The organism is Nocardia vinacea NBRC 16497 (genome assembly GCF_000308835.1).
Classification (GTDB): Bacteria; Actinomycetota; Actinomycetes; order Mycobacteriales; family Mycobacteriaceae; genus Nocardia; species Nocardia vinacea.
This window is the reverse complement of the sequence record NZ_BAGN01000415.1, coordinates 1-18,379: the sequence shown is the minus strand read 5'-3', so window position 1 is coordinate 18,379 and position 18,379 is coordinate 1. Positions and strand designations below refer to the sequence as shown.

Sequence of the window (18,379 nt, the reverse complement as noted above, 5' to 3'; positions counted from 1 at the left end):
CATCATCGATCGGCGCACCTCATCGCGGATGACCACAGCGTTCGTTAGTCGACCCGTCGAGCACACTGTCTCGACTCGCGACCGCGCCGCGTGAGATGTGCCTTATCTCAGAACAACTGAACGGAGAATCCAAATGGGAAAACTAAGCGGCAAGGTCGCCCTGATTACAGGAGGCGCTCGCGGTCAGGGTCGTGCACATGCACTCGCGCTTGCCGCCGAGGGCGCTCAGATCGTCGTAACCGACTTGGCGGCCCAGCTCGAGACAGTCGAGTATCCGATGTCAACACCGGAGGACCTGTCCGAGACGGTGAGACTGGTCGAGAAACTCGGCCAGCGGTGTCTCGGCATAAGTGCAGATGCACGCGATCTAGCGGCGATGCAGAACGCCGTCGCCGAGGCCGTGTCGGAGTTCGGCCGCTTGGACATCGCAATTATCAACCACGGGATCGGAGTCGTAGGTAGTTGGAACGCCTCCGAGCAAGCAATGGTTGACGTTCTCGACACGAACCTCAAGGGAGTCCTGTTCACGGCCAGCGCTGTCGTTCCCCAGCTGATCAAACAGGGAGATGGGGGCGCGATTGTCATGACATCCTCGGTGACAGCGCTTCGACCGGTCAACGATTTCGGCGTCTACGCCGCTGCCAAGTCCGGGGTTCTCGGGTTGATGCGGTCGCTGTCAGCAGACCTGGCGCCCTACCGCATCCGCGTGAACGCGATCTGCCCGGGCACCGTGAACACACCGATGGCAACAAGCGAAGTGATGCTCTCCAAAATGTGTGGGGTCGAATCGGGAGGCACTGTCGAGGGCGCCGACTTCGCTTTCCGGAGTTTGAACCTCCTCCCCGAGCTATGGCTCGAACCTCATGACATCGCTAATGCAGCTCTCTTCCTGGTGACCGACGACTCCCGCTTCATCACCGGAATCACCATGCCCGTGGATCTCGGAAACGTAAATCAACCTTTCGGTGTGCCACTGATCGCTACCGAAGTGCTCGCCGCAGCGCAACTCCGTTAGCTCAATCTTGCAGGCCCCATCGGCCTGTTGTCGGGACGGGGCGGTCTGGCTGTTCGGGCTTGATTTCTAGCGGTCGGGCGTGACTAGGTGGCCTGTATTTGAAGTGGGATGGGTCGTTCGGCTCTCGCGGCCGGGAGTCGTAGAAGGCAGATGACTTCAGGAGCCCGATCAAAGAATCGAAGACCTTTGTCACGGGTACTGCGCAGTATGGCCGCACCCATGCGCAGACTCTGGCAGGGCCGGCGCGGGCACCATTGCGCTCGAAATCTGCCATGACATCGACTCGATGCCCTACACCCTCAACACCCCCCGAAGACCTGTGGCGGACGGCTGGCTTGGTCGGACCAGCTCGGACGTCGAATCGTCACGGTACAGGTAGATATCCGCGACCCAGAGGTGAAACATGCGATAGACCAAGGCATCTCGGAACTTGGTCGGCTAGACGTCGTAGTGGCGAACGCCAGTGTCCTTGGTTGGCCGCAGGACGAACTCTCGCGAGATCCCATCCAGGGTTGGCAACGACACGGTCGATGTGAACTTGACTGGCGTTTGGAGCACAATACGAACGACGAGAACACATCTCGAACGTCGAGGTACCGGCGCGAGGCGGAAAGCAAGGCCATTTCGACTCGTGCACGAAGGAGAAAATCCGTGGGTTCTCTGATAGCAGGGTTTCGTCGTCGGTGCATCGGGCGGACCGCGGCGGCGGTGTCGGCGCTGACACTCGCGCCAGTGTTGAGTGTCGGCTCCACCGCGGTAGCGGCGCCGGACAGGTTTCCTACCGGGTAGTTCCTTATCCAGGGCGGCACCGGTCCGGTAAATAACAACTTTTGTGTCTTCGGAGCCGATACGGGATAGGTGCGTCGACCGCGTGTGATGCCGCGGCCGCGAACTAGCGGTGGTCGTACGATCAGCAAAGCAAGCAGCTCAGCACCGAGATCAAAGGCGTCCGTTCCTGTGTCGTCTCGAAACCGCCCCCGAGGGCTGGCCAAGCACTGGTAACAGCTCCTTTTGATTGCACGACCACTGCAATGTGCGTCGTCCGCAGGCCACTGGGCCCGCAGACGACGCAACAAGATTCCCTCCCCACATCTGGGGACACTCGCGGGAGCGGGGGGGGCCGGCGTGGGTGCGTTAAGCCAAGCGGGCCGCCAACTATTCCGACGCACCCGTAATGTCAGCAAGAGCCATTGGCGACGTCGACCTATTTCTTATTATCCCGCATCAATTCCAGGGGATTCAACCGAATAGAATCCCTGTGGCCGGACCTTCCGCAGGGGACAACGCCGCACGATATGACTGAACGTCTGTCAGCTCGTCCAGATCTCCAGCTGCGCAGATCCGGCTGAATTGGGCAGCAACGTTCTCGATGGTCATCGGATCGGCATAAAGTCCATTCGTGATACTCATGACAATTCGTCTGGCATAACCACGTCCGGCGGCGAACATCTCACCGTTCGCCGTACAGCTCTCATGAACCAGATAGCAGGCCACCGCTGCGACGTTCTCCGGACCGTTCCGCGAACTCGATTTCAGTGGACGCACATGCACATCGGGCGCGGTACGGGACGCGCGAGTCTCCGCAGCCGGCATAATAGCGTTGACTCGAATACCCTGCGCCGCAGCGTCGACAGCCAAGTTTCGCAGCAGTCCGAAGGTTGCCGCCTTTGCCATTCCGTACGCATAGAAGTCGACGTTTCCCAACATGGCAGCCGAAGTCGTCAGCAACACTGAACCACCGCTCGCGACCAGGTGAGGCCACGCCGCCCTGGTGACGTTCAGGCTTCCGAACGTGTGAACCGCCAATTGCCGGGACATTGACTCCTGATCAACATCGGCGAGACCGTCGCTGACGACTGTGCCCGCGTTGTTTATCACTGCATCAAGTCGGCCGAATGCCGCGAGTGCGGTGTCGACCATATCGTTCCCACCCTCAACGGTGGTCACATCGGCGAAGCTTGCGACGGCAATACCGCCCGCGGCATCGATGGACTTGACAACCTCGAGTGCGATCGATTCGTCAGTGCCACCGCCGCCGACCGATGTTCCCAAGTCATTGACGACCACCCTCGCCCCGCGCTCGGCCAGTAGTCGCACGTACGCTTCGCCCAGTCCGCGAGCAGCGCCGGTAACGATCACAACCTTGTCGTCGAACCTCACATCCGAATTATTATCGTCTTCCATACTCGTTCGCCTAACATAAGTTCCCGATGACGATCATCAGGAATCGACTCGTCGAAACACGCGAATCATCTTGAGCCTGCCAACTGGATCTACAACAGTGGAAACAAATGAATCGCCACTGGGCTCGATAGATCGGGTCAGGACAGCTCTCGCTTCCCCGGCAGGCGTTCGCATCAAGCGACAATGCACATCGTCATTGACGAGTACGACACGAACGAAGGAGAACGGACTGCCTACGACGAAACCATCGGCCCAATTGCGCTCATCTCCGGATGGAGCCGGTTCATTGAACTTCTCTACCACCGTGTACGGAGACCAACTTCGATCGTCGAAGATACACACGTGACGCAAATGGACCGTCGGCGAAACGCCGTACCATACATCGTATATCTGTCGATCGACGTCATGCTTCAAGGCAATGATTTCGTCACCGATGGCATCGGGCCCGTACGTTCCGGTCACAGGGTTCCAGACGACCGAACGAGGATCATCGGTATCGATCCTCCACTTTCCGTCGAACCTACTCATCTGACTCCTCGAGGGCACTCAAATATCTTGTCCTGCCGCCGAATTCACGGCCACGAGTGAATGATGCGCCCCATCGGCAGGGTAATCTGTCCTCCAGTTTCATAGCGAGCACCGACAACCCTGCGCACAGGGAGAACCGACCAGTCATCGATCGGGGTTCCGGCACCAAGGGTCAACGACGCCACTGCGTCCCATGATTCAACTCCCTCAGTTGTAGCGGTCGAATCCACCGCCACGAGAGCGTAGCCGGCATTCCAATTCTCGAAGTCGATTTTGCGGGCCACGTGAGTACGCAAGGTTCCATAATAGGAGATGGGCCCAGAACGGTTGGTGAGCTGTACCTGCATGGTGAGGAATGGGATGCTCGCCCGAGATACCTCTATCTGGAGGATCTCATCAACCCACGACATAGCGACATTGCCCACCTGATAGGGCATTCCCCAAAGTTCTCTGCCAGCAATCGCGCCAGGTTGGCTAGTCTTGATCCCCGAAATGATGTGGTTTCCAGGCTGCCCTTCAAAGCAAGTCTTTGCTCCGATGTACACGCCGGTGTACGGCCCGAACACACTACTCTTGTGCTGAGTGACCTTAACGAATCCTGTTGCAGGGCCGTCGATCTCGAGACATTCGGGCAATACTCGACGCAACGCATCCTCGTCGGTTTCGAAGCTGAGAACCAGCCCCATCTCGCGCGTATACTGGTAATTTTCCCGTATCGGGAATGCCTGCGCGATCGGCGCATGCATCCTATCGAAGACCTCGGACGAGTTCTCCATGATGGGTTCCTTCAATCGTTTACTAATCGGATATGAGTCACGGGGTGCTAATGCTCGAGAAACTTGCATACGACCTCGTTCATCCGAAACATCTCGTCGATCTTCTTTTGCCTCGGCTGAGGCTTTGCGAAGTGGTCTGCAGGCGGTGTGCACAGAATGGAGTCAACCCCCAACTCTTCGAGTCGGCGAAGATAGTCGATGTCATCACCGCGGAACGGAACTCGAATCTCGAATGACTCACGCGCTCGACCAGCATCGCTGAGCATGGCAGTCAGCTTCGAGATATTGTCGGTCAGTTGCGACGGGTCCAGCGGTGCCCCGACCCAGCCGTCCGCCTTCTCCACAGCTCTCCGTAGCGCGCGATCAGTGAATCCGCCTGTGAGCATCGGCACCGGCCGGTCGGGCCGCGGTTGAATCTCCAGGGGCTCGAAATCATAGAACTCGCCGTGATGTTCGACTTCGCCACCTGCCAAGAGTGCCCGTACGACATCCAGCGACTCGTCCATGCGACGGCCTCTATCGGTGAAAGGAACACCCACTGCCGAATAGTCGTCTCGCGACCACCCCGGCGCGACACCGAGTGACAAGCGGTTGTTTGAGAGGACAGCGAGGGTCCCACACATCCGCGCGACGTCGAATGCATTATAGAGCGGCAAGAGCATGACGCTGGTCGACACGTGGACCCGCACGGTGGTTGCAAGGATTGCTCCGAGCATGCTCCCGATATGCGGCCAGTGCGTAGAGTCCGGAAAAGGTGCCCGACCGTCAGGTGTTGTCGGGTAACCTGCGGATCCGTGCGCTGCAACCCAATGATCGCCGAGGTACACACCGTGAAAGCGGGTGTCGTTGTCAGCGATCGACGCTATCGCCAACATATCCTCGGTATTGGTGAACTGCAGACTTTTCCAAAACTTCAAACGATCGCTTCTTCCATCAGATGGTGATTCGACTGATGCACGGATTCACAATACGAATTGCGCGGCGTAAACCATGTTCGTCAGTAGCGTGTCAGCCTTGCCGAACTCGATCGTTTGCGCGAACTGTACCGTTTGGTCAAGCAAAGTGACCGCGCATATTCTCGGTGATATTCACCGTCTTTAGTTCGTAATACGACAGCAGCGCCTCGGGACCCGTGTCCCGGCCGATTCCGGAACCTTTGACTCCGCCGAACGGCGCTTCGGTATTATAGGTGTAACTGTTGATACTGAACGTGCCAGCCTTCACGCGGCGGGCGACATACGCGGCACGCTCGGGATCTTCGGTGAAGACTCCCCCGTGGAGACCATAGTCGGAGTCGTTCGCGATAGCGATCGCTTGGTCGACTGTGTCATACGCCAATACCGACGCCACCGGTCCGAAAATCTCTTCACGCGCGATCCGCATCGAGTTCGTGACATCCGCAAAGACCGTCGGCGAGACGAACGCACCCTTCTCGAGACCTGCGGGAATCAAACCACCGGTGACGACTCGCGCACCCTCGCTTTTGCCCGATTCAATATATTCGAGTACTCGCCCTTGCTGTCGCTTGGACGCTAGCGGGCCCATTGTGGTCGCAGGGTCGAAAGGATCGCCGACAACGTAGGATTCGGCCTCGGCAACTAGGGCGTCGACGACTTCCGCATACCTGGAGCGGGGAACCAGGACACGACTGAAGGCTGCGCAAATCTGGCCGGTCAAGAAGAAGTTGCCCACAGACAGTGCCGGAATGGTTGTTTCCAATCCCGCGTCGTCCAGGACGATAGCAGCGGACTTCCCGCCGAGTTCCAATTGGGTTCGCTTGAAACGGCTCGCGCACTCCTTCGCGATCTGCTGCCCCGCCGTCGTCGAACCGGTGAAAGAGACCATATCGACCTCGGGATGAGCGACGATTGCTCGTCCAGTGTCCCGATCACCACTCACGTAGTTGAAGACACCGTCGGGGACGCCCGCCTCAGCGAAAGCATGCGCAATATAGAATGCATCGAGCGGAGTTTCCGCAGCTGACTTATATATGACGCTGCATCCGCTGACGAGCGCAGGCGTTAGTTTGGACATCGCGGTATAGAAGGGGCCATTCCACGGGGAGATCGATGCGACAACTCCAACCGGTTCCCGAATTATGGCCGCCGGACCATAACTCGTCTCGCGAACCTCGGTAGTGCGCTGCTCGCGCGCCACGCGCAAATAGTAACGTGCGGTCGCGAGAGCGCTGAGGGTGGTAACCCTTGCCGGGGTGATCGCAAGGCCCATTTGCGAGGTAACCAAAGTGGCGATCTCGTAAAGGCGTGGCTCGAGCCATGCGTACGCTCGCTCAAGAATATCTGCCCGTTTTTCCACCGACAGCCCGGCCCAGACCCCGGACTCGAACGATCGGCGAGCCGCTCTCGCCGCGCAATCAACATCCAGCGCGCCTGCATTCGGCGCGCGGCCGATAGACTCAGCGGTCGCCGGGGATACGACATCCAGCCATTTGCCGGATCGTGAATCCTGCCAGGTGCCATCGATAAACAGCTTGTCGGTGATCTTCATGTGCGGGAACTCCTCTGAGGAAGTCGGGCGCCAGTGCCGAACACGCGTGCCCGTCTATGATTCCGGCGCCTCCACCGGCCGAACTGCGTAGTTTCCAAGAAAAAGCTTCCGCGTGGCGACCCGGTTCAGCGCCCGACCCTTTCGCGCGCCTCGTCTCGCTCGCGCAGCTGCGCTTGAGTGTGTTGCAGAAGATCACTGCTGTTGGGCCATTCGTACCGCACGGTGTCCTCCATGATCTGGCCGATACTCGCCGCCACCTGCTCGGGCGACAGCGGCGCGTCGACATCCACGGGAACACCCTCGGTCTCGGCGTATGCGAGTCTCGCCATACGTGCTCCCGAATAGGTCAGCATCTGGCCGGTCAGCGTGTTGCTCTCGTGCGCGAGATACGCCACGATCGCGGAATTCGGCTGGACCGGCGTGGCGCGCTTGGCAAATTCATACTGGTCGGGTGGCATTTGGCCGACCTCGGCCGCTTTGTCGGACATTCGCGTCCACGCTGCGGGAGCGATCCCGTTGGCGAGAATCCCGTGCTCCGCGCCCTCTACCGCAAGCGTCTTCGTAAGTCCGAGAATACCGGCCTTCGCCGAGTTGTAGGCACTCAACTGCCAGAGCCCCCAGGTGCTCTGGGATGGGACCGTGACGATGCGCCCGTAACCCGCATTCATCATATGCGGCCACGCTGCGCGCGCCAATCGGAATGTTCCGTAGAGATGGGTTTCGACCGTCGAAATCAAGATGTCTTCGTTCGTATCGGCAAAATCGGCAAACCGTGTAATCCCCGCGTTTGCGACCAGGATATCGACATTACCGAACTCCTCGATCGCGGCCGTCACCAACGAGTCGCCAGTCTCCTCCGCGCGGGCGTCGCCGTAGTTCGCGATAGCCCGTCCGCCGGCCGCTCTGATTTCGGCCACAACGGAATCAGCGGGGTCTTTACTGAATCCCTTGCCATCGACGTCGCAGCCATTGTCATTCACGACTACCGCTGCGCCGCGGGAAGCAAGCAAGAGCGCATGACCGCGGCCCATGCCACGGCCTGCACCCGTCACGATGGCAACACGGCCAATGAAATTCAAATCAGTCATGCCAGTAGTCCTCATCCTCTCTACCGCTTCGACCAACCAGTCGGTCGAACGGCTTGTGACTTACACCATACCAGCGCTCTGACATGACTTGTCAATGGCCGCACCTGACCAGTCGCCAGTTCTGTCACATCCTGCTCGACCTGCCAGCTGAGCGGCGTCCAGTCAGCACGGCCTCGCCACCCGACCGGAGGATCGCGCGCGCACTGGCGCGTCCGAGGCCGCCGCTGATCGCTTATCTGCCAGATAGATCGGCCGCTGTCACACGTTGTCCCATGGCACCGAGTCTTCCCACGGGCTGCCGGGGATCGGCATCAGCGGATGGACGATGCGAGTGGCGATCCGCCACCCAGCTGCGGTGCGGACATAGGTATCGGCAAAATAGTGCTTCCCGCCGATCTCGGATCCGTCCTGCAAGACAGCGACACCGTCGAAATAGTTGGTGCCGTGCGCATGGTCGTCGTCATCGAATTCGATGATGTGATTGCCGACCAAGTGGAAGGAGTGGGTCATCATCGGCCGGTACTTCGCGAAGTTCGCCCGAAGTTCGGCGTGGCCGCGCACGACATAGGAGCCGAGGCGACTCTCGTCGTTCACTCCGTCAGGTGTGAAAACCTCGGTTGCGGCGTCGATATCGTCGACGTCCCAGCCCCAGAAGTACTTATAGGTCAGCTGGCGGATCTCCTCGATATCGTCAGCCCTGGCCATATCATCTCTCCTCGTTGGTAGTTGCGCAGTTGTCAAGGTGCTCCGGCATCGCGTACTCACGCGAAGAGCGGTCGCATCTCATCAGTGATGTTGACGGTCTTCAGCTCGTAGTAGGACGAGACGGCTTCCGGCCCCGTATCCCGCCCGATCCCCGAGAACTTGATCCCACCGAATGGCGCCTCCGCGTTGTAGATGTAGCTGTTGACACTGAATGTGCCGGCCCGAACCCGCCGGGCGACATACGCCGCACGCCCTGGGTCCTGCGTAAAGACTCCGCCGTGCAGTCCATATGAGGTGTCGTTAGCGATCGCGATCGCGTCGTCGATGGAGTCGTAGGACAGCACCGATGCGACGGGCCCGAAAATCTCTTCGCGGGCAATCCCCATCGTGTTGTCGACACCAGCGAACACCGTCGGTTGCACGAAGGCGCCCCGCTCCAATCCGACCGGCACGCCGCCTCCTGTCGCTGCGCGGGCGCCCTCTGCCTTGCCCGCTTCGATGTATCCGAGTACCCGCGCCTGCTGTCGCGTGGACGCCAGGGGCCCCATGGTGGTTGCCGGATCGAACGGGTCACCTACCACGTATGATTCCGCCGCTGCCACCAGAGCATCGACCACCTCATCGTGCATCGATCGCGGCACCAGGACTCGACTCAACGCCGCACAGATCTGCCCGGTCAGGAAGAAGTTCCCGGTCGAAAGCGCAGCCGTAGTGATGTCGAGATCCGCGTCGTCCAACACGATGGCCGCCGACTTACCTCCGAGCTCGAGTTGCGTCCGCTTGAACCTTTCAGCACATTCCCGCGCGATCTCCCGGCCCGCGGTCGTCGACCCGGTGAACGAGACCATGTCAACATCCGGGTGCGCTACCAGGGCCCGGCCAGTATCTCGGTCACCGGTGATGTAGTTGAACACCCCCGCAGGCACGCCCGCTTCAGCAAATGCCTCCGCGATGAGGAAACCGTCCAGCGGTGTCTCGGCGGCCGGCTTGTAGACAACGCTGCAACCGCTGACGAGAGCAGGTGCAAGTTTCGACATCGCGGTATAGAACGGGCCATTCCAAGGGGCGATCGAGGCCACCACCCCTACGGGTTCCTTGACGACGGCCGCCGGTCCGTAGCTGGTCTGACGGACCTCTGACAACGACTCCCGGCACGCCACATCGAGGAAGTAGCGGGCGGTTGTCAATGCGCTCGGCGTCGTCATTCGCGCCGCCGAGGTCGCCAGTCCCATTTGCGAGGTCACGAGGTCTGCGATCTCGTCGAGCTTCGGCTCGAGCATCGAGCATGCCTTGTCGAGAATCTCAGCGCGCTCGATGATGGATTTATCCCGCCAGGCGCCGTCCTCGAACGAACGGCGTGCCGCCCGGACCGCCGCGTCGACATCCACGACATCCGCGGCGGGGGCGCGTCCGATGGTCTCGCCCGTCGACGGCGACACGACGTCCAGACGATGAGTCGAGTGGAGTTTGATCCACTGGCCATCGATGTACAGTTCGTCGCGGATAATCATGATCTCCCTTTCCGGCCGGTCGGCAGCCGTATTCAGCTGGTCGCGGTGATGCTCACTTGGCGGTGATGCCAGCGTCGACCGGCAGTGTCACGCCAGTGACGTAGCGGGCGTCCTCCGATACCAGGTAGAGGATGGCGTTGCTGACATCCACCGGCTCGATCAACTGGACGGGCAGCAGGTTGGTCAGGTCACGGGCCGAATCCGGGTACTCGCTCAGGTATTTTTGCATCGCGTCGTTCATTACCATCGGCGTGTTCACACCGGTCGGATGCACGGTGTTTACCCGAATATGGTGCTGGGCAAGCGAATTCGCGTAGGTGCGCATCAAGCCGACCACCGCATGCTTGGCCGCGGTGTAGGCGTGGCCGCCTGCGGAGTCCGCGCCGAGCCCCTTGAGGCCAGCACTGGAACTGGTCAGCACGATCGCTCCGCCGTCACCCTGCTCGATCAGAACAGGGACGGTGGCGCGCAGCGTCAGGTAGACGCCAGTGAGGCTGACATCGATGCCATCTTTCCAGCTGACCAGCGGGTCACCGTCGTCGAGCTCGTCCAAGGGCCAGCCGATGATGCCGGCATTGGCCAATACGATGTCCAGGCGTCCAAGTTCGGCGACACCGTCCCGCACTGCCGCCTGGAGTTCGCCCATGTTACGGACGTCGGCCTGACGACTGACCACCCGACGTCCGAGCACCTGGACCGCCTTGGCCGTCTGTTCCAGGTCGTCCGGGGTGGCCAGCGGATACGGGACAGATTCGATGTCACGGCAGATGTCGACCGCGATGATGTCCGCGCCCTCCTCAGCGAGCCGCACGGCGTGGCTGCGACCTTGACCACGCGCGGCGCCGGTGATGAAAGCTACCTTGCCGTCGAGCTTGCCCATTTCGAGAACTCCCTAATGTCTGCTTGTATTTGCCCCGCAAGGCGAACGCTCCGGCCCAGAGTTCGCCGAGAAAGCCGCCCGACCGGCCATTCGGTCGGGCAGCAATGGTACGTGCCAATTTCGAATTGTCAGCGAGGTTGAGACCTCGTCAGAATTACGTCATGTGACGATATTCGCCCAGGTGGGTTGCGCGGGCCTTGGTCAGGGTGAACCTCGGTCCACCCAAACCGGCGATGGGGCCGGGCGCTCGGCGGCCACCCTTTATCTGGCACTGGAGCCACCGTCGACGACAAGCTCCTGACCGTTTACGTTTCGTCCCTCCTCTGAGGCGAGGAACAGAACCGTGTTGGCGATGTCCACCGCGTCGGCCAGTCCGGCTTCGATTATCCGCGTCGTAGCCGCATCGGCATTCGCCATTCCGAGCCGCGCCATCGGGGTGTCGTGGGCGCCCGCCGCGATGGCGTTTACCCGGACGGGATAGCCCTTCTCCATACAGAACACAGCCAACGACCGCGTGAGGCCGGCCAGCCCTGCCTTCATCGTCGAATACGCCGGAAGGTTACCGACCCCGCGAACGCCCGCCAAGGCGGTGATATTGATGATCGCGCCGCCACCAGATGTCGTGATAAGCGGCAGACCATACTTACACCCGAGGAAGCCGCCGTCGAGCAGCACCCGCTGGTGGAAGTGGAAGTCGTCGAGGGTCGCATCCTCGATTGTCGCGATTCGTACCGCGCCGGCGTTGTTGACCAGCACATGCAGACTGCCGAACCGGTCCTGGACCTCCGCCAGCACGGCCTGCCAACGGGCCTCGTCGCTGACATCCTGCTCGAGGAAGACTGCCCCCGGGATCGTCTCGGCGGTCGCGCGTCCCTCGTTCACCAGCACGTCGGTCAGCACCACCGCAGCGCCTTCTTCGGCCAACCGCCGGGCGATCGCAGCTCCCAGGCCTCTCGCGGCACCGGTGACCAGCGCCACCTTGCCGTCTATTCGTCCCACTTCGATTCTCCTTTGACTGAATGGGCTCGTTCTGGGCCGGCCCTTGCATCCGCCTCGTTCGCTGACGTCGACCGGCGAGTTGTTACTCGGAGCCGGGGGCGCCTTCCTCCGGGTACTCCAGTCCCATGCGCTTCATGCCGTAGTCGAGCAGGTCAAGGGCATCGGTTGCCCGGTATTCGCCCTCGCGGGACTCCACGCTCGCCCACCCGTCACGAATGGCTTCGGCCGACCACTGATCCGGCGGCAGATCCAGTCCCGCAGTCTCTGTCAGGACTACTTCGGCGAGGCGGTGGGTCAGGCAGGTAAAGATCCGACCTGTCGCATTACAGCTTTCATGGGCTAGGTAGGCCACTGCCTGTGCCGGGAATTCGGCGCGCATGTGGTCGTCGGTCCAGTCCTTCCACTCCTGGGCGAACCCGTCATGGATGCGCGTTCGCGCGCCGGGAGCCAGCAGGTTGATGTTGATCCCGTTGTCCTGTCCCTCCATCCAGAGGGACCGGACCAACCCGATATTCGCTGCCTTTACAGTCCCGTATGCCGACACGCCCGCGTAGCCGAAGAGTCCGGCGCTCGATGTGATTGCGACGATGCGACCGTAGTTTTGCTCGACGAAGTGCGGCCAGGCGGCCTGGATGGTGCTCCAGGCGCCGTATAGGTGGACGTCGAACAATCCACGGAACAATGCGTCAGGTGTGTCGCGGAACGCGCCCCAACCCTGGAATCCGGCGTTGGTCACGACGATATCGACGCGTCCGAACTCATCGAGGGCGGTCTGCACAATGGATGTGCCGCCGTCCGCCACGGACCCAGTATTGGCAACTGCGATGCCGCCTGCGCGGGTTATGGCGTCAACTACCGATTTCGCGACGCTCGGGTCCGAGCCCCCACCGAAGGCCTCTGCACCGACATCGTTGACGACGACCTTCGCCCCTCGCGACGCGAGCACGCGCGCGTACTCGCGACCGAGGCCGTTCCCGGCACCGGTCACGATTGCCACGCGGCCGTCGAAGCGCAGTTCGTCCGTCATGAGAATCCACTCTTTCCTATCCGTGCCGTCCAATAGACCGACCGCTGTTCTCGCCCGGTCGCCCGGGCACGCGTCGCTGTTTCCTACGAAAACGCGGGGATGACCTCAGCACCGAACTGCCTGATACAGCGCACTTCGTCGGCATGGTCCGGACCTACCGCCATGCGGAAACTCATCACCAGGTAGTCGACGTCGAAGGTCGCGCGCAGATGCTTGATCGTCGCGATGCAGTCATCCGGGGCCCCCACGATCAGGCGATCGATACGATGCCGGTCGAACCGCAGCTCTGATGCCCGCGTTACCCCTCGCAGCGAGGGCTCGCGGTCCAGCACCCACTGTGGTGCCTGCTCGAAGTACGACCAGTACTTGTCGCGAATGTGGGGCCACCAGTGTCGCTCTGCCTCGTCGAGGCTGGTCGTGACCCAACCGTCGCGCAGCAGCACGATGTGTTGTCGGTCGGTGGTGGCGTACTCCTGCCCGGCCGCCTGATACTGTTTCGCCCAGGTCCGTATGACATCGAAGTTGTGCAGGGAATCCGCCACCCACGGCGCCCCCAACCGGGCTGCTCGCCGTACACCGGCTCCTGACATAGCCCCCATCCACAGCTCGGCTGCCATAGGGGTGGGACTGATCCTTCCTGCGACCGAAAAATGCCGACCCACGTGCTTCATTTCGCTCCCCGACCAGGCCTGGCGAACAAGATCGACAGACTCCTCGAATCGGGAAATCTGTGTCTCGGCGGAGACACCGAAGAGATCGAACTCGGCAGCAGTGGCCCCGAGCCCGACCCCTAGACGCATGCGTCCGCCGGAGATGATGTCGACCATCGCCGCTTGCTCTGCGACGTGGACCGGGTGGTAGTACGGCAGAAGCAAGATCGTGGTGCCGATCTCGACGCGGTGGGTGCGCGCCGCGAGCGCGGCACAGGCGACCAACGGTGCAGGGAGATGACCGTCGGGCTCCATATGGTGTTCGGGGACGAAAACGCCGTCGAACCCGGCCTCCTCGGCTACCTCCGCAGCGTGCAGAGTTTCCTGCCAGCGCCGTGCGATCCCCTCGGCCCTCGGCGGGTCTTGGGGGCGTAGCAATAATCCGAACTTCACCTATCCGCCCTCTCGGTTTCTCGCACAGGCAGGTTCGCCGCGAACACCGACGCTCCGTCGCTCAGCGGGCAACAGTCGCCTCGCCCCTGGCGCGGAGTTGGGCCTGGGTGTACCGGATGAGGTCACCACCGTTGTTCCACTCGTGCCGCAATTGAAAGCCACCATCCTTACCAATTGTCCGCGCGGTCCGCTTGATCGCAGTCGACATTCCGTCGTGTACTCGCAGCGCTGCGGGGATGCTGCGGCCGTCAGTTGCTACCAGATGTCGACCATCCTCGCACTCGACCGACTGGATGGTCGAGTGTGATCGCCACCATATTCGCACACCTCAAGCTGTGTCAATGGGTCGGCGCCATCAGCAAAGGGACGACAGCCGCACCGGCACAAGTACACGTCTCCCTAGCAATTATCTACAATTACTTCGCGATACATCCAATTATTGTATCATTTTCTTTCGGGGCGACGCCCGCCTGAGGCGCGGCAAGCAAGGAGCTGTAGCTGTGACAACAACCGCACAGTCCTCCCCTGGTCAGGCAACGCCGCCGCTGCGGATACAGCAACTGTTCGACTCACCCGCGTGCGGTGCCCCCAGCGCCGACCCCGAATGGTTGTCGTTCACCGCGTCCAAGCCCTTCGTCCGGGACCTGGGTGTGGTCGATTGGGGTTCATGCCTCGTGACGGACAGCGGTGACCGATGCTCACCCCGATGACATCCTCACCGCCGACAAGCGCACCACTGGTGCACCCGACCGTGCCGGAACCAGCCGTCAGTCAATGCAGTTCGTGTCGACGCACAACCATGCTGCTCAATCCCTCGGTCCCGGCACGCACAGCAGCAGTCTGGTCTCGGGGTGGAAACTGCTCGTCGGTCTGGTGAGACTGACCGCCGCCACATGCTCGTCGCCGAGCCCGAACACCGGGACTGCGACACAGGCGATCCCAACCGCGGACTGACGACACGGGTGACGACAACTCGACAGACTCTAGGTTGGACCGTCGTAGACGGGCGGCGGCGAGTCGGAAGCGCGTGCCGGGTCTGCCAAATACTCCAGGTCCTTCAGCCTGAGGACATCACCCAGCCGATGTCGCCGGGCCGGTAGCGGAGTCCCGGTGCCTGCAGCAGCTCGAGCGCATGTTCGACTTGGTCGAGCGATGGCGGTGATGTCACCTCGGCGCACACGGTTCGGCGGACTTCGGCGGTGATGACATCGCTGCCGCATTCGATCGCATCGACAACCACGGTGATCAAGCGTTCAGTGGCTGCATCCACTGCACAGTTCCTCTCTGGCAACCGCATTCGGCATCTAGGTCCGGCGTGTACACCACCTCGCTGCAAACTGGTGGTGGGTACTTATTCCAAAGGTTGCTGCGCTATTCCACTGCTGCGGACTGGGTGAGTGGCTACGACCGTGAATCGTGACGTCGTTCATCGGCGAACCCTGACGGCGGCCGGAACGACCACGGTGCCGCATCGGCGAAAGTTGACGTCACGGTCAGGCTTGACAGCCGTCCGTGGCCGTTTCGGACCGCGCACTATGGCCGGGTAGGCCGGGCGCATTGCTGCGCCCGGCCCCCCAGGACGGCACCGGCATCGCCCCGATCCGCACCGGCGAGGCCACAGAGATCGAACGCACCGTGGACCGTGACGGCCTCGTCTCGATCGCCAACACCAAACACCCGATCGGCGTCGCCCGGGCAGGTGAACGAATCATCCTCCGACTAGACGGGCACCTCATGCACGCCATCGCCGACAACGCACTGATCGGCACCTGGCCCTGCCCCGTCCCCGCCGATCGGATCAGTCGACTCCCTGGAGCTCGCACCCCCTCCGCGCCACTGCCGCCCCCCGGATCGCTTCGCGCGCAACGCAAGGTCCACGCCGACGGCAACATCATGGTTGCCAAGCAGAACATCAAGCTCGGGCACCGCTACCGCGGACAGCTCGTCACCGTCGTCATCGAGGACACCCACTACCGCATCCTTCTCGGCAGACGAAACCTCCAACCCATCACCCACTTTCGAGCCACCGGCGCAGGCGTCAAATCCAACGATTCGTCAAGCAACTCTTGATAACGGATGGTGAAGCATCTCCTGATTCCTCACATCGACACCGTGTCTGGTTCAGGCTGCGGGCGTGCCCTGCGATAGCGAATATTGGGAATAGTCTTGCAACGCGATTTCGCTGGCCATCTTGGTCAAGCTGCGCGCCAACAGTGCCTTGCCGGGCATGATTGTAATCAGCTGTGCCAGAACGTTTCCTAATCGAACACCTGCAGCTGTTGCGGGAACCATGTACTTGCCCAGCGATGGGGTACCGTCTTGGATCTCGTTGACCCACGGTCGCATCTGGTCTTCGTATCGCTGAAAGGCCTTCTGATGGTTGCCGCCAGCCGCGGCGAGTTCGCCGGCCAGGATGTAGGCGCCCACCAAGGCCATGGTGGTGCCATGACCGCACCTGCTCGTCGATCCCCATGCGTCGCGCTGACCGTAGTCTTGCTCCGCTGGCTATCTCCGCTCAGTGGCTGATAAAGCGAGTGCTTGTACGGTCGCCCCCTGGCCAACAGCCTCGTCAGCCAGTGAGTCCGAGCAGTCTCGGCATCCCAAGCATCGCCTGTAAATGGTCCCGCCGTAAGATATCGCGTCAGCATGGCGACAAGCTCGTTTTCGAAACTCGGTATATCGATGGGGTGCGGTGCAGCGATCAGCGGGTGGACGACGAACTCGATCGTGGCGATGACCAGCTGTACGGCAACGTGCTTGTCCTCAACGCAAACCTCAGGGTTCTCGGCAAGGAGCTCTTGGAGGTCGGTCACCCATGCCTGCTCTTGCTCGGCAATCCATTCCATGAGCTCGCGTGATCGCGGGGCCTGCTCTATGAGGACGCGTAGTAGTTCGGGATCGTCGCGGTGGCCGTCGATTGCGCTTCTAACCATGGCGCGCATGGTGCCCTCGATCGAGTCGGGCGGGCCGCTGGTCGGGCGACGCGCAGCGGTGGCCATCGCGTCGAGGTGTCGGGTGACCAGATCCAACAGGATGGCGTCCTTGTTCGGGTAGTACTGGTATAGCGATCCGATCGAGATGTCGGCCGACTCGGCAATCCGGTTCGTAGTTCCGGCGGCGTAACCGTAATCGGCGAAAACGCGAGCCGCAGCTTCCAGGATGTGTTGGCGGGTGAGTTCGGACCGAGCCTGGCGGGGCCGCTTGCGCGGCTGTAGCTGGCGTCTCTCGGCCGTCATCGATCTCCCCTGTGGCGTGAAGAAGTGAGTATGAAGCACCTGTTGAAGTACGGCTCGACGGGCTGTCGATCGTGATCGAGCGTCTCACTGCTGGGATGCCCGACGGCGGGCCGCTGCCTTACATCACCAAAAAGCGAGTAGCGAGATCGGCGCGTCAGCGCCCAAAGTAACTGCACGACTTCCAGTTCGTCCGCGACCTCGCCGATAGCTTGAAGAGCGCTGCATGTGTGGACGGTGAGCACTCCCGTCTGTGGCTGACCGGCGAGACCTAGGGCTATCCCCGGTTGGAGGAGTTCTTCGTGGCGGCCCCGAACACGATAAAACCAAAGAAACGTTCAGGTTTCGAAGCTCGGCGGGGTGGGCACACCGACGAACGGTTGCTGGCACTCGAGGACTGTGCCCCGCAGCGATAGTTGGCCAGTCTCAACGATACTTGGCCAACGAAGCAGCGTTTGAGCCCGTTCGGCTGCGCCACCGGTCGCGGGTCCCGGATTTGATGGCGCTGGGAGAGTGGACGATACACGCCCCGCGCAACGTGCGCTCAAAGTCGCGCAGACTCCGTGATGAGTGATCGACGGGCAGTTGTCAGCGCTCTTCGAAAGTCCGGCCACTAGCGCTCTTTGAAAAGTAGGCCACCCATCCACGATCGGAAGGGTGATCTCAGTGCAGGATTGGGCGCAGATCAGGTATCTCCATGCGAGCGAGGGCCTGTCGATGCGGGCGATCGCGACCAGGTTGGGGATCTCGCGGGACACGGTTTCGCGGGCGATCAAGTCGGACTCGCCTCCGCGGTATCAGCGGGTGTCGGGTCCCTCGGCG

Annotated in this window: 17 protein-coding genes and 1 pseudogene; 3 read left to right on the top strand and 15 right to left on the bottom strand. The window is 61.4% G+C overall.

The window, feature by feature from the left end:
- The first annotated feature begins 133 nt into the window (after positions 1 to 133).
- Positions 134 to 1,015, top strand: a complete 882-nt coding sequence (locus tag ON44_RS40825; RefSeq protein ID WP_051183144.1) for a mycofactocin-coupled SDR family oxidoreductase — start codon at positions 134 to 136, stop codon at positions 1,013 to 1,015.
- Between the two features lie 1,239 nt (positions 1,016 to 2,254).
- Here the strand turns inward: ON44_RS40825 and ON44_RS40820 are convergent.
- The 13 genes from ON44_RS40820 to ON44_RS40750 all read right to left on the bottom strand — a co-directional run bounded on the left by ON44_RS40820 (position 2,255) and on the right by ON44_RS40750 (position 15,594).
- On the bottom strand, positions 2,255 to 3,199 hold the full coding sequence (locus ON44_RS40820; RefSeq protein ID WP_051183142.1) for an SDR family oxidoreductase: 945 nt from the start codon (positions 3,197 to 3,199) through the stop codon (positions 2,255 to 2,257).
- Between the two features lie 36 nt (positions 3,200 to 3,235).
- Positions 3,236 to 3,727, bottom strand: a complete 492-nt coding sequence (locus tag ON44_RS40815) for a hypothetical protein (RefSeq protein ID WP_157187571.1) — start codon at positions 3,725 to 3,727, stop codon at positions 3,236 to 3,238.
- Between the two features lie 44 nt (positions 3,728 to 3,771).
- Positions 3,772 to 4,503 (bottom strand): acetoacetate decarboxylase family protein, encoded by a 732-nt coding sequence (locus ON44_RS40810; RefSeq protein WP_157187570.1) that lies wholly within the window; start codon positions 4,501 to 4,503, stop codon positions 3,772 to 3,774.
- Between the two features lie 47 nt (positions 4,504 to 4,550).
- Complete coding sequence (locus ON44_RS40805; RefSeq protein WP_051183141.1) at positions 4,551 to 5,420, bottom strand: TIGR03619 family F420-dependent LLM class oxidoreductase; 870 nt, start codon at positions 5,418 to 5,420, stop codon at positions 4,551 to 4,553.
- 136 nt (positions 5,421 to 5,556) lie between these two features.
- On the bottom strand, positions 5,557 to 7,011 hold the full coding sequence (locus ON44_RS40800; protein ID WP_040700210.1) for an aldehyde dehydrogenase: 1,455 nt from the start codon (positions 7,009 to 7,011) through the stop codon (positions 5,557 to 5,559).
- 125 nt (positions 7,012 to 7,136) lie between these two features.
- Positions 7,137 to 8,099 (bottom strand): SDR family NAD(P)-dependent oxidoreductase, encoded by a 963-nt coding sequence (locus tag ON44_RS40795; RefSeq protein ID WP_040700209.1) that lies wholly within the window; start codon positions 8,097 to 8,099, stop codon positions 7,137 to 7,139.
- Between the two features lie 258 nt (positions 8,100 to 8,357).
- The gene (locus tag ON44_RS40790) at positions 8,358 to 8,804 is read right to left on the bottom strand and encodes a nuclear transport factor 2 family protein (RefSeq protein WP_051183140.1); all 447 of its coding nucleotides are present in this window, start codon (positions 8,802 to 8,804) and stop codon (positions 8,358 to 8,360) included.
- A gap of 56 nt (positions 8,805 to 8,860) precedes the next feature.
- Positions 8,861 to 10,315: an aldehyde dehydrogenase gene (locus tag ON44_RS40785; protein WP_040700208.1), complete on the bottom strand. Its 1,455-nt coding sequence runs from the start codon at positions 10,313 to 10,315 to the stop codon at positions 8,861 to 8,863.
- Between the two features lie 52 nt (positions 10,316 to 10,367).
- Complete coding sequence (locus ON44_RS40780) at positions 10,368 to 11,195, bottom strand: mycofactocin-coupled SDR family oxidoreductase (RefSeq protein ID WP_040700207.1); 828 nt, start codon at positions 11,193 to 11,195, stop codon at positions 10,368 to 10,370.
- Positions 11,196 to 11,456: 261 nt separating this feature from the next.
- On the bottom strand, positions 11,457 to 12,194 hold the full coding sequence (locus tag ON44_RS40775) for an SDR family NAD(P)-dependent oxidoreductase (RefSeq protein WP_040700205.1): 738 nt from the start codon (positions 12,192 to 12,194) through the stop codon (positions 11,457 to 11,459).
- An 82-nt stretch (positions 12,195 to 12,276) separates the two neighbouring features.
- Complete coding sequence (locus tag ON44_RS40770) at positions 12,277 to 13,254, bottom strand: SDR family NAD(P)-dependent oxidoreductase (protein ID WP_157187569.1); 978 nt, start codon at positions 13,252 to 13,254, stop codon at positions 12,277 to 12,279.
- A 50-nt stretch (positions 13,255 to 13,304) separates the two neighbouring features.
- The gene (locus tag ON44_RS47530; protein ID WP_051183136.1) at positions 13,305 to 14,324 is read right to left on the bottom strand and encodes an LLM class flavin-dependent oxidoreductase; all 1,020 of its coding nucleotides are present in this window, start codon (positions 14,322 to 14,324) and stop codon (positions 13,305 to 13,307) included.
- A 1,057-nt stretch (positions 14,325 to 15,381) separates the two neighbouring features.
- The gene (locus ON44_RS40750) at positions 15,382 to 15,594 is read right to left on the bottom strand and encodes a hypothetical protein (protein WP_040700201.1); all 213 of its coding nucleotides are present in this window, start codon (positions 15,592 to 15,594) and stop codon (positions 15,382 to 15,384) included.
- A 242-nt stretch (positions 15,595 to 15,836) separates the two neighbouring features.
- On the opposite strand from ON44_RS40750, the gene ON44_RS40745 reads away from it, so the two are divergent.
- Positions 15,837 to 16,394: a hypothetical protein gene (locus ON44_RS40745; RefSeq protein ID WP_157187568.1), complete on the top strand. Its 558-nt coding sequence runs from the start codon at positions 15,837 to 15,839 to the stop codon at positions 16,392 to 16,394.
- Between the two features lie 51 nt (positions 16,395 to 16,445).
- Here the strand turns inward: ON44_RS40745 and ON44_RS53185 are convergent, their stop codons facing one another.
- Positions 16,446 to 16,751, bottom strand: coding sequence for a Rossmann-fold NAD(P)-binding domain-containing protein (locus tag ON44_RS53185; RefSeq protein ID WP_245567532.1), 306 nt, complete (start codon positions 16,749 to 16,751; stop codon positions 16,446 to 16,448).
- Between the two features lie 200 nt (positions 16,752 to 16,951).
- Positions 16,952 to 17,560, bottom strand: a pseudogene (locus tag ON44_RS53180) (TetR/AcrR family transcriptional regulator); the annotation flags it as partial.
- Between the two features lie 654 nt (positions 17,561 to 18,214).
- Between ON44_RS53180 and ON44_RS49205 the strand changes: the two are divergent.
- Positions 18,215 to 18,379 (top strand): MarR family transcriptional regulator (locus tag ON44_RS49205; RefSeq protein WP_169338159.1); only part of this gene is annotated, 165 nt, incomplete at its 3' end.